Source organism: Streptomyces sp. NBC_00637 (genome assembly GCF_045161545.1).
GTDB lineage: Bacteria > Actinomycetota > Actinomycetes > Streptomycetales > Streptomycetaceae > Streptomyces.
Genome location: NZ_CP109046.1, coordinates 3,955,802 through 3,970,315, shown reverse-complemented (window position 1 = coordinate 3,970,315; position 14,514 = coordinate 3,955,802). Strand labels below are relative to the sequence as shown.

The window sequence follows — 14,514 nt, the reverse complement described above, 5'->3', positions numbered from 1 at the left end:
CAAATCGCACAACAGCCCTAGGATCATGTCATGTTGAGAGCCCGTTCCTCGTTGGAAGCGCACCTGTACATGGACTTGCACGCGTGCGAGTGCGGGAGTCCCGACTTCGATCGCCGGCACCGTCTGGAGCAGCGCGGTGAGGACATCGTCGCCGTCTACGAGGGCGCCTGCCGGGAGTGCGGCCGCAACCGCAATTTCACCTTCCTGATGTCGGACGAGATTCCGCCGCCGCCGCCCGCCTTCGGTGGCGCGACGCCGTCCGAGATCATCGATCCCGGTGAGTTCGCGGCGGTCGCGTCCGACGTCTCAGGCCGTGCCGGACTCGAGATGCTCAACTCGCCCGAATCCGAACACCACAGGCACCGCGGCGCGATGGCCTACGCGGTGGCGGCCATCGAAGAGGTGCAGAAGTTCATCCCGCCGGGCCAGGACGCGGTCCCCGCCTCGGCCTTCACCTCCGAGGCGGGCAGGGCCCGCTACGCGAAGGATCCGGGGAAGTTCCGCCGCGACATTCTGGGGATCGAGCTCCGTCTCACGCGGCAGATCCTCGCCGACATCGACGCCGTCGGCGCCCCGCCCGGGGAACCCGGCTCCCGGGCCTGACCGGGGCGGGGGCGCGTCGACGCGGCTGCGGGCCGGGCGGGTGACGAAGGCTCAGCCCAGCTGTTCCGTCGTGCCGTCCGGGTGGATCAAGAGGCGGATGGCGCCGCCGTAGCGGTTGTCGGTGATGGTGGCCGGGGTGGGGGCGCCGAGTTGCTGGGCGCGCTGCTGGAGGATCGCCAGAACCACGTCCTGGATGTCGCCGTAGGGCGGGGCGGTGACCGGAACGCCGTCGATCAGGCCGGCGTTGGGGGAGAAGACGTGCACCTGGGCGTCCGCCGTGGCGGGGGGTGGCGGCGTCGGTTCGGTCATCGGGGGTCTGGATTCCTTCCGGCTCGGTTCCGGCTCAGGCGCTCTTGGCCTCGTCCTGCTCGGAGGCGTCCACGGCGACGCCCACGGCGACGTCCGAAGTGACGTCGACGGTGCGAGCGTACGTGCCTCGGGCGAGGCGTCGAAGGCGGCCCGACTTGACGAGGGCGGACAGGACGTTGCTGATCGTCTTCGACGGGTCGCCGTAGACGCCGGGCGGCAGGGCGCGCAGGACGTCGCGGGCGGAGAACGGCCCGGGGAAGGCCGACACGGCCGTCTCCACGGCCGCCCGGATGCTGGGGGCACCGGAGGGTGCGAGGGCGGTGGCGTGGCCCGTGCCGGTGGACGTCCTGCCGGCCGGGGCCGGGTGCGGGAGGCACGCGCGGATGCCTTGCAGCGCGGTGCGGATCGGCTCCAGGTGGATCTCGCCGCCGTCCGGGGCGCCGGTCGCGGCCAGCATGGTCGCGACCTTCTCTATGTTGGCGAGGGAGGAGGCCAGCTCGCGCAGCAGCGGTTCCAGGAAGTCGCGTCGCAGGGCCGCCACCGGGTCGGCGGTGGCGAGTTCGACGGAGACCGAGCCGGTGAGGGTGCGCAGCGGGCCCGCGGTGTCCGCGGCGTTCTCGGCGGGGTCGTGCGGGCTTCCCTCCGGGGCCAGCGCCTCCACGGCCTTGCGCGCACCGCGGAGGGTGTCCGGCAGCTCCGGCGCGATCTCGCCGCCCGGCACGCTCGCCAGCATCGTGACCAGCTGCTCGAGGACGGCGAGCGTGGGCAGGGTGGAGCGGACCAGGGGGGCCAGCAGGGCCTGTCGTACGGCCTGGGCGGGATCCTCGTAGGAGAAGGCGATCCGCTGCCCGGACTCGGCCGCTGCCATGTCCTCGTTCCTGCTTTCCGGGTCTGCGTGCGGGTGGGAGTGTCTCGGCCCGCGGTGGTCGCTGTGGGTCGGCTGTGCGGTGGTGTGCTGCTGCAATTGCCTCGGGATGGCAGGCAACTCGCTTCGTTGCCTGGCCAGTTGGTCCTGGCGCGCATCGAACGCGTCGAGGATTCGCTCGACGGTGGGCAGTCCGCGTTCGGTGGCGTGCCGGGCGGCCGTGTCGGTGGTGCGGGAGCGCAGCCGGAGCAGACGCCGTGACGTTTCGCCGGCGCTGTACCCGGGGCCCGCGCCGGGACCCGCGCCGGGGCCGTCCACCGTGTGGGTGGGCAGATCGCCGTTCGCGTCGCCGACGCCGAGCGCGCGACGGATCCAGCGGCGGTCGTCGAGAGTGGTCGCGGCCGCGTAGCCGTAGGGCTCGGCGTGGGCGACGGCGTCCTGAAGGCATTCCGCCCAGAGCGGGCAGGAAGCGCACAGGTCGCGGGCGGTGCGGAGCAGTACGAGGTGCTGGTGGCGCTGTTCGGGCGAGGTGTACGGAATGTCCGTGGGTGCCTCCAGCAGCGGGTGCTGGAAGACGTCCGGTCGGCGCTGGCAGGGCAGGGCGGCGTGGGGAGTGTGGACCCCCGTCCCCGCCCCCGTTCCCCGTACCGGCCCGCGCGCGAGGCGTGCGGGCAGCGCCGTATGGCTGGCCATAGGCATGTGTGTCGTCCCCCGTGGTGATACGTGATCGGGGGGGAGCCTAGGACGTTCCGTCAACCCCGTGCAACGCATCTGCAAAGCGTGTGCCGACTTGGCACAGTGACGAGACGAAACGTTCACACGAGCCTCAACTGTCCGTGGGGTCACTGGCTTTGCGCGTCCGCAGGCGGCCAAGTGCCTGGCCCACACGGGCTGCAACCGCTTTCGCGCTGCTTCCGCGGATCGCCAGTACGCCGAGCACGCCGAGGAAACCGATCGGAACACCTGCTTCCGGCAGGAACATCCCGACGACGGACGCGATGACGAGGATCACATCCGCGAGCACCACGGTGACGCCCCGTCGGCCCGGGTGCTCCTTCACCATCCAGGCACCGAGGAGCGCCATTCCGGCGAGGGCCCAGTAGCCGAAGGCGGCGGTGCCGGTGACGGTGGCGCTCGCGTCCTCACTGGTGCGGGCCGCGTCGCCGACCGCGGAGAAGTATCCGGTGAAGGCGATGGCGAGGATGCTCACCCCGAGCGCCAGGAGCAGCTGGGTGCGGCGGCGGAGGAACCAGAGCACGAGGCCGAGGAACAGCACGGTGACGACGGCGACGAAGCTGGAGCCGCTCTGCGCGGCGAGGGTGATCACCGTGTAGAGCGCGGCCACGCCGAAGACGATGCGGGGGAGGAGGCGGACGGCCCAGGCGTCGTCCTTGTCCTGGTGGAGGAAACGGCGCAGGAAAGGGAGCGGAGAGGCGGCGGGCGTCGGCGCGTCCGGACGAGGGGTTCGGGGCCGCGCGGGGCGGGTGCGTCTGGGGCTGTCCATGCGCGGGGTCACACTCCCATCCCTGTGTCACGCGACTGCTCGGGGGCCGGGGGCACCTGCGAGGAAGCCGCGGGGGTGTTGCCCACGGCCGGGGCGGCGATCGGCTTCGTCTGCCGGGCGACGCCGGGCAGGAAGTTATGGGCGCTCACGGTGGCCTTCTCCGGCGCCGGGAGGGTGAGCGATTCGAGCGGGGCCGGTCCCGTCCTGGCGTTGACCTTGACGCCGGGGAGGTACTGCCCGTGGGTGCTGACGGCGACGGGCGGTGGTGACGCCGGCGACTCCTGTTCCTGGCCGCGGAGTTCGGCCGCCCACTGCCGGTCCTCGACGCCGGGCAGCGTGACCTCGTGGTCCGGGCGCAGGACCTTGATCTCCTCGATGAGGTTCTCCACGTCGGCCTCACGGGCCGGGCCGTCCAGGGTCGCCACACGGGCGCAGACCTCGAGGACTGCGGCGCGCTGGGCTTCGGGGGTGGGCAGGGCCTTCAGCTGTTCCAGGTCCAGGTGGCCCGCCCTCGTGAGCGGCGTGCAACCAGCATCATTCTCGTCGTACGTGAAGGTGTGGATCTGCGCGCGGACGGCCTGCGAGGCCAGCAGCTCCTGGGTCTCCGGCGCAAGGTCGGTGTACTTGTGCGTCGGCGCCGGATACATGAAGTTGATGATGTCGAGCTTGCCGTCCTGGCGGAGTTGGCGGGCCTCCGTCTTGTAGGCGATGGCACCCGGGTTGAGCTCCGCCATGAAGAACAGCGCCTCGTTCTGGGTCTTCGCGGCGTACTTCTGGGAGAGAGCGTCCCAGGCGCTTGAGGCCATGGCCTTGCCGCCGGCCTCGTCCAGGTTCAGCGCGCGGTGGAGCTGCTGGTCCCACAGGCGCAGTTCGCCCAGTTGCTGACCGCCGGGTGTTCCTTCCAGATAGCGCACGGCATCCGCGGAATCCGGCGTCTTCCCGTTCTCCACGTGGGCGTAGGCGGCGGCGAGGTGCATGCTGGGGATCTTCTCGCCATCGCTCAGCTGAGGGTGGTTCTCCAGCGCCCATGACCAGAAAGCGGACTTCGTCTCCGGAGCCGGGAGGTCGACGTCCATCTCGGCGACGAGGCCGACGATGTAGGAGGGCAGCTTCTCCGCCAGGTCCTCCGCCGCGATGCCGGATCTCAGAGCGCCTGCCCTCAGCTCCCGGGCGATCTGCCTGGCACGTGCGTCCGACAGTCCTGCGTCCAGCCCTGCCAGCGTGCTCAGCGCGCGCGCCTCCGTGAGGACTTCGTCGGCCAGTCGTTGCTCGGTCACAAGGCCTCCGGCGGATAGCAGTCGACGTTGATCAGGGCGCCGCGCGTCTCGCCGGGGAGAGGAGCGAGCCCGAGGTTCACGGTGAGCACCGTGTCGCGGCCCTCCGGCCCGGTAGCCGGCCACACGGCCATCCGGTAGGGATCCATGTCCTCCAGTCGGTCTTCACGCTGCGCGAGCCAGTGGTGCTCGCGCGGAGGCTCAGGGAACGCCGGGTCGTCCCAGCTGCCCGAGAAGGCAGGATCGCCGAGGACGGTGCGGGTCGCCGACTCAAAGGCGCTCCAGGCTTCGGCTGCTCGCGTCAGGACCAGATCGTTCTCGTCCGCGCTGTCGGCACGCAGGTGCCAGGTGGTCCAGTTGAGGTTCTGCACCGGTGCCCATCCCCCGCCCTGGACGGGGTACAGCGCCATGCGCTGCCCGGCGGCACTCTGGACGCTCAAGATCCGTTCACCGGGGAGGGGGCGCCAGCCGAACAGCGCGCACCAGTCGTCCAGCGCCTGACCGGGGTTCGGCGGGCCCGCCCAGACGGCCGGCCAGTCCACGTGCTCCAGTCCCTTGAGCTCTTCGGCCAGCTGCCCGGGGCTCCGGTCGATCTTGAGGGTCGTCATCGTCTGTCACTCACTTTCATCGCGTCCGCCCGGCTCCGGTTCATCCGCGCCGTGCCTGCCGACGGGAGCCCACGTGGTCGGGATCGTGGCAGGCGAGTCCGATCCTCGCATTGGAGGGAACCGGGCCCCGTCGTACCGTCGCGCCGAGCGTCGCCCTGAACTCGATGACCGGCGCCCGCGATACCCGGAAGCGCCATACCGCGACGCGGTGCGGGTCCTGGAACGCCGTACGCCACCCGGCGTCGGGCCAGGCCCCCGGACCCGGCAGCTCCGGGAAGTCCGGCTCGGACCAGGTGCCGTTCCATGTCGGGTTGCCCAGGAGGCCGCGCAGGGCGGTCAGACCGGCTGTCCAGCGTTCCTCGGCCAGGGCGGCGACCTGAGCGTTCTCGTCCGTGTCCCGGGCCCGGGCCGACCACACCGTGTGGTCGATCCGGGTCACCGGGCCGCCGGGCGCGGCCGAGGCGAGATACAGGCGGCCGCCCAGGGCTGTACGGACGCGCAGTCCCGCCTCGGCCCACAGCGGCCGCCAGCCGAACCCCGCGCACCACGCCGCCCGCTTCTCCGCGTCCTCCGGGACCCCCGCCCACACCGTGGGCCAGTCCACGCCGATGAGCCGCTCCAGTTCCGCGACCAGTTGGTCGGGGGTGCGGTCGGCGGTCAGGACGGGCATGGAGTGGCTCCTCGGAGTGGGTGGGGCGGTGGAGACGGCGGGGCGGGGCTAGATGCGGCCGCTGGGGCCGCGCGGGTCCCGGGGCGGCGGAGGGGGCGAGGTCGGGGTCGGGGGCTGCTCCACGGGTGCGGGGCGAGGGCGGGGCGCTTGCGGTTGAGCCTGCTGTTGCGGCTGCCGGGGAGCCGGGGCCGGGGCGGGGGCCGATGCCGGGCGGGTCTCGGACGGGGTCGTCGGCTGCGGGGACGTCTGGCCGGTGCCGCCGCTGACCCGGCCGCTGCGCTTCGGCGCGGCGGGCGCTTCCGGCTCCGGCGCCGAGCGTGCCTCGTACTCCTCGCGCGTCTGCTCGTATCTCATGCGCGTCGTTTCCGCCGACTGGTTCTGGGACTTGCGCTGCTCGCGCTTGGACTGACCGACCCAGCCCCATTGCTGCATCTTGCCGCGTCCCTTGCCACCGGTGGCGACCCGGTCGGCCGTCCAGGCGACGCCCTTGGCGCCGCCACTGGCGACGCGTCCCGAGGTCTTGGCCGTGGAGGCGGCGAGACCCGGTGCCATGGCGGTCACCTTGCCCGCGACGTCCCGCAGGCCGAGCATGTCCTCACCGCCCGCGACCTGCGGGGTGAAGTTCCCGCCGAGGAGCTTCTTCAGCATCATCACGATGGCGATGGTGACCAGGAGCAGCATGAGCAGCTGGGTGCCGAGGGCGACCTTGGCGGGCAGGATCATCTGGTAGAGGACCAGCAGCACGGTCAGGATCACGCCGAAGCCTGCGCGTAGCACGAAGCTGTGGATGAACGTCTCCAGCCAGCTCTTCAGCAGCTTCTGTTGGGAGGGGTGGATGCCGATCGTGGCCACCAGCGGAAGCAGGATGACCAAGATCAGGGTGACCGCGTGCCACAACAGGGTCAGCCCGCTGAGGACGATGACCATCAGGCCGACGATGAGCGCGGCGATGATGGAGTAGAAGGCGAGTCCTACCCGGTTGCCGGCGTTCTTCCCGGCCCACTCGTCGAACGACACCGGGTAGATGTGCATGTCCCCGACGTCGTCGCCCTTGTCCTTGCCGCCGGCTATCTCCTGGCGGATGGGTATCCAGTCGTCTTTGAACTTGTCGAGCTTCTTGTCGCTGAAGGCGTCGACGTTCGTCTTCGACTGGGCCACGAGCTGGATCACCCGCAGGTCTTCGCAGCGGGCGCCCTTGCCCCAGGCGCAGGTCTTGCTCTTCTCGGCAGCGACGCAGACGCCGTTCTTGATCTCGCCGCCCCCGTCTTTCTTGAAAATGCAGTTCTTGCCCGCGTCACCGAACTGTCCGAGGGCCCAGGGCCGGAAGACGAGCGTGTCGTACATGGCGCAGCTGGAGATGCGCAGGCCGCGGTTGTATGCGCCCTTGTCCAGGTCGCAGGGAGCTTGCGTCTCGCCCGAGACGCCTGCGAGGACGACTTCGGTCAGGGCGGAGTTCGTCCGGGCGATGTAGGAGTCGGCGGTGCTCACGAACTTGTCGTAGTTGCCCCCCGTCAGGAACGCCGTGACGGCGATGATCGTCAGGGCCGACCACGAGATGCCCGCCCACACCTCGCGCATGTCGCCCTTGCGCCACTTGGTGAACACCCACAAACCGACCAGCACGATCATGACCGGTACGGCTGGACGCAGGACGTTCTCCTTCAGCGTCGTCACGACGCTGTCGCGGCCCTCGTAGAGGCCGGCGAGCGGGCTGGGGTTGGAGGCGGACTCCTTGATGGAGATCGCGGCCCGGGTGAAGATCTTGGTGCCGTTGAAGATGGAGTCGGCGATGCCGTTGTTGATGTAGGACATCACCGAGCAGTCGTCGGCGCCGCTGCCCCAGTTGCCGTTGTTCTCGGAGGCGTCACCGCGGCCCTTGAAGGTCTGGGACCAGTTCATGCCGCGCATGCCGTCAAGTTCGTACATCGTGTACGTGTCGGGCGGGTTCGCCATCTTCACCGCGCCGGTCGTCGTCCCGGAGTCGTCCAGGAGCGTCGTCGACTGCTTGGTGTCCTTGTCCCACTGCATGACCGCGGCGAACATGGACTCGCCGTTGGTGCCGGGCGTGTCCATCTGGTAGCTGTCGTCGCCCGTGAAGTCGCAGGAGAAGCCCGCGTACGCCGGGGTCGGCATGGCCAGGGAGACGGCCGTCAGGGTCAACGCCACGAAGACGACGGCCCTGACGGCTGTGGCGGCCTTGATGAGGGCCCGTTGCAACGCTTTGCGCGAGGGCATCTGGAATCCTTCGGAAACGCGGGACGGAATGGAGCCGGTTCAGCTGGAGAAGTAGTTGCTCAGCACGCAGCCGTCGACGAGTCCCGGGCTCTTCTGGAAGCCGCTCGGCGCTGAGAAGTCCGGATCGCAGGTCAGGAACAGGAGCTCGGACTTCTGCAGCTCCTGGATCGCCTGGCTCCCGACCGGAATGACCGCGAAGTCCTGGCCGACCAGAAATTGCTCGCTGTTCGCCTTGGCGGCGGTCTGGAACGTCTTCATGTCCGCAACGGAGAGGAGGGCGACCGGATCGCCGGACCCGTCGCTGCACACGCCCCGCTCCTTGATGCCCCACGACGGGTCAGCCGCCTCGTCGGCGCCCCAGGCGGTGTTGTCACCGTCGTGGTTGGCGTCGTAGTCGGCACCGGTCTTCAGATCCAGACAGGACGTGAACTTGTTCACGTAGTAGGCGATGGACGCCAGGTCTGCCGCCTTGGGCAAGCTGTCGCCCGCGTCCTGTCCGGTGCTGCCGGAAGGACTGGCGGACGAACTCTTGTCGTCGCTCTTCTTGTCGTCGTCGCCTCCGCACCCCGCCACCGCAGTCAGCGCGACGAGGGTGGTGCCGATCACGAGTACTCGCCTGAAGTGCATGCTTTCTTCCCTATTCGGAGGGGTGGTTGGTCAGCACGCAGCCGTCAGCCAGTGCGTTCGGGGTGCGGTGGTCACCAGGTGCTTGTGAAGTCCGGGGCGTCATACGGGCGCCGTCTCCGGCGCGGGTGCCGCGGACCGTGCCGGGTCCTCCTCCGCCTCCTGCAAGAAGGTCCAGTCCCAGACGCTCAGGGGTGGGTTGACGCCCTGGCGGGCCGGGCGGGTGGTGCCGTTGGTGTCCGTGGCGGCGAGGATCTCCTTGAAGACCAGGTCGACGGCGACCGTGCCGACGCGCTTGTCGGCGTCGCGCTGGAGGCAGACACCGGTGCGGAGTTCCTGGAGGGCGGCGATGACCTTCGGGTCGTTCTCCGGGCGGCCGAGGAGCGGGGCCACCATGGACGCCTCCTGCGCCGACTTCTGCTTGAAGGCGAAGACCGTGTGGATCTGGTTGGCGCCGCCGCTGCGGGCCTCGGAGTCCTCGATCTGGACCAGGTCGATGGCCTGCTGGGTGATCAGGACGGTGACCGCCAGGTAGGAGCGGCCCTGCTTCAGCGCACGGCGCATCAGGTCACGGCCGGACTCGGTCGCCGTGACGACGTACGCCTCGTCGACGAAGAGCGCCTTCGGACGCAGCCCGATCTCGCCGGTCACCGGGTTCTTCTCGTAGCCGACGTCGAGCATCTGGCTGCCCAGTTCCACGACCGCCATGAGGGCCGTCGCCGCGAGGCGTTCCGCCGGGTTCCAGCTGCGCGGGTCGGAGGCCGCGGGGGACTGGAAACCGCGCAGGGTGATGACCGTACGGCGCTTGCGCATGCTGGACAGGGGCTGCGGACGCTCGGCGAAGGAGAGCCGGGCGTAGGGAAGGGTGCGCAACTCGGTGAGGAGCATCTGCGCGAGCTTCAGGTCCTTGATCGCTTCCCGGTCGCCGCTGGCGACCGCGTGGTCGTACGCCGCCACGACCTCGTCGACCACCTGCCACAAGGTCGGTCGGGGGACGGCGATTTCGGCCTCGCGGGCCGTGTGGCCCTGCTCGACCGCCTGCCGGATCGCGGAGTTGTAGCGGCCGATGACGGTCGCCATGCCCTCGATGACGGGGAGGCGTACGCGCTGGTAGTCCTCGTCGCCGAGGAAGCCGCGGAGCATGGACTCGGCGAGCAGGCGGCCCGCGGGGACGTCGCGGGCGATGACCCACGGGTCCAGGACGCCGGCCTGGCCCTTGAGGAGGTCGACGACTTCCGTCTCCGCCCAGAACTCGGGGTTCACCGGCTGGAACTTGCTGGCCGGGGTGCCGAGCAGGCCCGTCTCCGCGTCGCTCGCGAAGTCCGGGTCGTTCACCTGGGCGCCGAAGCCCAGGTAGTAGCAGAGCTGGGCGAAGTCGGTCTTCGGGTCGATGACCAGGCAGCGGACGCCCGACTCCGACTCCTCGTAGAACTTCTGCAGGGCCAGCGAGGACTTGCCACCGCCGGAGGCGCCGACGATGGCCAGGCCACCGCCGTCGTTGCGGGCGGGGCCGACGTGCAGCGAGTAGTGGACCGGCATCTTGCCCGCCCAGCCGACCAGGTTGCCGACCCAGCCCAGCCGCTTGCCGGAACGGTGCTCGGGGTTGTCGCCCAGCTCCGTGCCCGCGGTGGGCAGTCCGGCGCCGAGCTGCTCGACCTCCTGGAGACGGAGGTAGGGCGCGATCGGCAACTTGGGCGCGTCGCCCGGGAGCTGCGCCTGGAGAAGCCGCCACTGCTGGCGGGTCGGGCGCAGCAGCGTGACCTTCAGGTCCTGCTTGAACTGCATCTCCAGGACCCGGCGCCGGCGTTCGAGCTCCTTCACGTCGTGCGCCGAGATCGTGAAGCGGATCTGCGCCTCCATGCCCGGCATCTTGTGCTCGTCGATGTCGTCGACGAGCTCCTGGGCGCGGGTGACCTGGGTGGCCAGCTTGGTGTCGGGGCTGCGGCCGGAGTTGGCCATGTCGTTCATCTCGTCGACCAGGTTGCCGCGGATCTTGTCGGCGCGGTCCTTGAACTTCAGGTACGGGATGAGCGTGAACCGCATGTCGATCTCGACGGGGAAGTCCACGTGCTGGGCGGCGTAACGTGCCCACGCGGTCGACTGGCGGAAGCGGGTCTCGGCCGGCCAGTTGGCGGCCACGAGGGTGGTGGTGTAGCTGGTCTGCTGCTCGCCCGTCACCTCGTCGTACTGGTTCAGCACGATGTGCGTCTTGCGGTTCTCGCCGGAGAAGTCGACGACCAGGTCGAACTGGTTGGGCCCCCAGGCGCGCGAGCCGAGCACCGGCTCCGGCGGGACCGGCAGGTCGCCGTGGAGCGGCTTGCGGATCAGCCAGACGAGCTCCTCGCGGCTGAGCGGGGTGCCCTTGAGGCCCTCCAGGCTCTCGTGGACCTCGACGGCGACCTGCGTCCACTCGGCGAGGACGTGCGGCGAGAGGTACTCGTCCGCGACGCCGGTCGCGGTGGCGGCGGCCTGGTCGGCGGCGCCGCGGACACCCTGGAGGAGGCCGGGCTCGTCGTACGGCTCGTCGTCCTGGGCGACGACGCCGCTGCCGCCGTTGGTGCGCTTCAGCGAACCGAGCTTCACCAGCAGGATGTTGCGCTCGCGCTTGGCGCCGATGCGCTCCTGGTACTCCGCCTTGCGCAGGTTGTACGCCTTGTAGTTCTCGGTGGGCTCCCAGGCGACCGCGTTCAGCTCCTCCGCCCAGGTCATGGCGGTGATCGGCTGGTAGACCTTGCGGTAGTGGCACTCGACGTTGCGGTCGCCGCGGGCGAGGTTGAGCAGACCGCGGGCCGGGCCCTCGGCCATCGCCTGGAGCTCGCCGGCGTTCAGGTACTCGTCGATGGCGTTGGGCAGGACCATGCCCGTCCACACCGAGTCGCCGTGCACGAAGATCATGTCGTCGGCGTAGCGGTAGGGGAGGCGGAGGTCCTCGCGGCGGGCGGCGGCCGACGAGCCGGACGACCTGGAGCGGGAGGCGGAGGCGTTGCGGCCGCCGCCCTGGCCGCTCTGGCCGTTCTTCTTGCTCGACGAGGCGGCCATGATCATGGCGACCACGAAGAAGGCGGCCGCCCCGCCCAAAAGGATCAACATGAACATGGAGGAGTCACCCTGGGGTAGTTGACGTGTAGAGGGTCAGCGGTAGGTGGAGAAGGCGCTGCCGCGCTCGGCGGCGGCCCGGCGCGCGGCCTCGTAACGGGACTGCCAGCGCTGCGAGCCGGGAGCGAAGAGGATGACCTGCCAGTGCAGCTCCTCCGGCTCCTGGTCGGCGGCGAGGCCCTGGAGGCGCTTGGGCTGGAACCACCAGTCGGTCCACACCACGATCTGCTGGCTCAGCGTGAGCGCCGAGGGCAGCGGCCGTCCCCAGACGAAGTAGACGGCGAACGGCGGCCCGAAGTAGAGGATCGACGTCCACATCGACATCCCCAGGAAGGGCAGGAAGGCCGACATCGTGAACAGGGCGATGAGCCAGATCAGCCCGAAGCCGAAGGCCGCACCCAACGCGGGCAGCAGCAGGCCCGGCAGCGGGATGTTGCCCCAGTTCCAGATCCGCTTGGGGCGGTTGACCAGATCGGTGTGGTCGTACGCGACCAGCGGCTCCGGCGCCTCCTGGCTCATCTCTGCGAACTCCCTTGATGGGGACGGCTACTGACGGTGCACGCGGCCAGGGACGTCAGCCGTTGCCGCCGCCGATCTGGCCGCCGAGGTCGATGAGGAGGCCGGCGAGGCCAGTGGCGCCGCCGATGATGAGGGCGGCGAGCGCGATCATGCCGAAGCCCTGGAAGGCCTCCCGCATGCCGTCGCCGCGCTTCATCGACAGGAGCATGCGGATGCCGAGGATGAGAAGGGCGATGACGGCGACCATCGTCCCGGCGTTGCGGAGGATCGTCTCGATCTCTCCGAACATGTCCTCCATGGTGGTGGCGGCCAGGTACACGGTGTTTCCTCTCGGATGGTGAAGCAGTAGACAGGTGATGGGGGTGGGCGGCGGGGTCCGGGCAGGACCTACCGGGCTACCGGCCCTTGGAGGACTGAGTGGTCGTGGAGGCGGAGGCGGAAGGGGAAGCGGAGGCGGAAGGGCTTGTCGAGGGGGACGCTGCGCCCGCACCCGTGGCGCCTTCGCTGTCGGCCCGTCCGCCCTGCGAGTCGAGCACGCCGCCGCGGATGTCCTTGATGAACCAGCCCTGGGCCGTGTTCACCACCGTCATCCGGTAGGCGCGGCGTACCGTCTCGCCCTTCGGGTCACCCCAGTCGACGACCACGCGGATTTCGACGGCCTGTCCGGCGGGGTACGTGTACGGGTCGGTGTTCTGCACGTTCTTCGGGACGAGTGCGACGACGTCGTTGATCGTCGGGGTCGTCAGCCGCCCGGCCAGGCCGGAGGTGGCCGACTGCGAGGCGTCGGGCGTGGTGAAGCGGGTCATCGCGGTGGCGTCGGAGGCGCCCCAGGCAGCGAAGTACCCGGGCAGTACCTGCTGCTGGAGCTGCTGGGCCAGAGCGTCGTCCACGACCTCGTCGTCCTGGTCGGTCTCCGGCACGTCCGCGCGACCGGGCAGGGGCATCTGACCGACATCGCCGGCGACGCGCATGCCCTCGCCTGTCGTGAGGCTCTTCACGTAGACGGGGACGGTGAGCGTGGTGAGTGTGCCGTCGTCGGTGCGGACCTGGACCCCGATGTAGCGGCCGTGGTCGCCGTACTCGGCGAGATCCTCGGCGGTCCCGTCCCAGGTGGCGGAGACCGCCGTGGAGGTTCCCTCGCCGCTCCATCCGCATTCGGCGTCGACACCGGAGGAGGCGTAGCGGGCGAGGTTCGCCCGGCGCGTGGACGCGGTCTCGGGGGAGAACGTCATACACAGCAGGGCGTACTGCTCGGCGAAGGTCGCCGCCTGCCGGGTCGGGAAGTCGGTGAGGCGGTATTTGTTCACGTCGGCGGTGTCCAGCCCGGCGGTCTTGGGGCCGGACGACTTGCCGATCACCAGTCCCATCACGCCGCAGGAGCCCAGGGCGAACACACAGGTGGTGATCAGCAGGGTGGCGCGAAGCGCGACGTGCGTGCGGCGTCCGCCGGTGGTGATTCGGCCACCGGGCTTGGGCACGACGAAATCGCGGTGGGCGTGGGGCTTGGGGGCGGCCTCGGCGGGGGCGGCGGTGTGGCCCGGGGTGTTGGTTCGGGCCGTCGTGACGGGAACGCCTGCCGTGGCGGGAGGGGCCGCCGTGAGGCTGTGCGAGAGCGGCGGGGTCCCGGCCGCTGGGGTCTGGGGTGCGGCGGCAGCCGGGGCGGTGGCGACCGGCCCCGGTGTGGCGGCCGTCGCCGTGCCGCCCCTCTTGCGCTGCTCCTTCTCCGCCTTCTTCTGCTCGTACACCGCCTTGCGCGCGGCCCGCTCGCGCTCGCGCTTCTCCTTCTTCGACTCGCCCTGGGGCCGCGTCTCACGCGGCGGCAGTGACGGTACGGCGGCCTGGCCGGCCCGGGGCGTGCTGCGCACCCAGGCGGCGGCGACCTGGGCGCGGGCCGCATCGGAGGGGAGTTGCTGGGGCTGGGGCTGGGGCGGCTGGCCTTGCCCCTGCCACACCTGTTGCGGCGGCTGCTGGGAAGGACCGAAGGACCCGGGCTGCCCGGAAGGCTGGCCTCCGCCGACCGCGCCAGCAGGGCTGTTGTGGTCTGTCATCGAGTCGGTTACTCCAGCGAGTCGGTTCCCCGTCCGCCTGGGCGGGTTCACGACCGCACCGCACGACGGGCCCTGGCCCGGCCAGGTGCGCTTGGCAGTGTGACAAAGACCTGTCACCGGACCGGTGTCGCTTTCCTCGCCGGGACTGCGGGAATTCCC

Annotated in this window: 13 protein-coding genes; 1 reads left to right on the top strand and 12 read right to left on the bottom strand. The window is 70.3% G+C overall.

Annotated features, from left to right (window positions below; all coding sequences use genetic code 11):
- Positions 1-30 precede the first annotated feature (30 nt).
- On the top strand, positions 31-603 hold the full coding sequence (locus tag OG440_RS17285) for a hypothetical protein (protein ID WP_406007719.1): 573 nt from the start codon (positions 31-33) through the stop codon (positions 601-603).
- A 51-nt stretch (positions 604-654) separates the two neighbouring features.
- On the opposite strand, the gene OG440_RS17280 is transcribed toward OG440_RS17285, so the two are convergent.
- The 12 genes from OG440_RS17280 to OG440_RS17225 form a co-directional block, all read right to left on the bottom strand.
- A complete protein-coding gene (locus tag OG440_RS17280) occupies positions 655-912 on the bottom strand; it encodes a hypothetical protein (protein WP_020129155.1) in 258 nt (85 codons plus the stop codon).
- Positions 913-946: 34 nt separating this feature from the next.
- Complete coding sequence (locus tag OG440_RS17275) at positions 947-2,470, bottom strand: WhiB family transcriptional regulator (protein ID WP_406007718.1); 1,524 nt, start codon at positions 2,468-2,470, stop codon at positions 947-949.
- A 133-nt stretch (positions 2,471-2,603) separates the two neighbouring features.
- A complete protein-coding gene (locus OG440_RS17270; protein ID WP_406007717.1) occupies positions 2,604-3,281 on the bottom strand; it encodes a hypothetical protein in 678 nt (225 codons plus the stop codon).
- Between the two features lie 8 nt (positions 3,282-3,289).
- Positions 3,290-4,558 (bottom strand): hypothetical protein, encoded by a 1,269-nt coding sequence (locus OG440_RS17265; RefSeq protein WP_406007716.1) that lies wholly within the window; start codon positions 4,556-4,558, stop codon positions 3,290-3,292.
- Positions 4,555-5,163, bottom strand: a complete 609-nt coding sequence (locus tag OG440_RS17260) for a hypothetical protein (RefSeq protein WP_406007715.1) — start codon at positions 5,161-5,163, stop codon at positions 4,555-4,557. The genes OG440_RS17265 and OG440_RS17260 overlap by 4 nt, the downstream gene beginning before the upstream one ends.
- 40 nt (positions 5,164-5,203) lie before the next feature.
- Positions 5,204-5,833, bottom strand: coding sequence for a hypothetical protein (locus OG440_RS17255; protein WP_406007714.1), 630 nt, complete (start codon positions 5,831-5,833; stop codon positions 5,204-5,206).
- A gap of 48 nt (positions 5,834-5,881) precedes the next feature.
- The gene (locus OG440_RS17250) at positions 5,882-8,068 is read right to left on the bottom strand and encodes a hypothetical protein (RefSeq protein WP_406007713.1); all 2,187 of its coding nucleotides are present in this window, start codon (positions 8,066-8,068) and stop codon (positions 5,882-5,884) included.
- A 39-nt stretch (positions 8,069-8,107) separates the two neighbouring features.
- Positions 8,108-8,695 (bottom strand): hypothetical protein, encoded by a 588-nt coding sequence (locus OG440_RS17245; protein WP_406007712.1) that lies wholly within the window; start codon positions 8,693-8,695, stop codon positions 8,108-8,110.
- Positions 8,696-8,794: 99 nt separating this feature from the next.
- Complete coding sequence (locus OG440_RS17240; protein ID WP_406007711.1) at positions 8,795-11,788, bottom strand: ATP-binding protein; 2,994 nt, start codon at positions 11,786-11,788, stop codon at positions 8,795-8,797.
- A gap of 36 nt (positions 11,789-11,824) precedes the next feature.
- Positions 11,825-12,307 carry a hypothetical protein gene (locus tag OG440_RS17235; RefSeq protein WP_406007710.1) on the bottom strand — a complete coding sequence of 161 codons (483 nt, stop codon included), beginning with the start codon at positions 12,305-12,307 and terminating at the stop codon, positions 11,825-11,827.
- Between the two features lie 55 nt (positions 12,308-12,362).
- Positions 12,363-12,626: a hypothetical protein gene (locus OG440_RS17230; protein WP_307164503.1), complete on the bottom strand. Its 264-nt coding sequence runs from the start codon at positions 12,624-12,626 to the stop codon at positions 12,363-12,365.
- Between the two features lie 76 nt (positions 12,627-12,702).
- The gene (locus OG440_RS17225) at positions 12,703-14,355 is read right to left on the bottom strand and encodes a conjugal transfer protein (RefSeq protein ID WP_406007709.1); all 1,653 of its coding nucleotides are present in this window, start codon (positions 14,353-14,355) and stop codon (positions 12,703-12,705) included.
- Positions 14,356-14,514 lie beyond the last annotated feature (159 nt).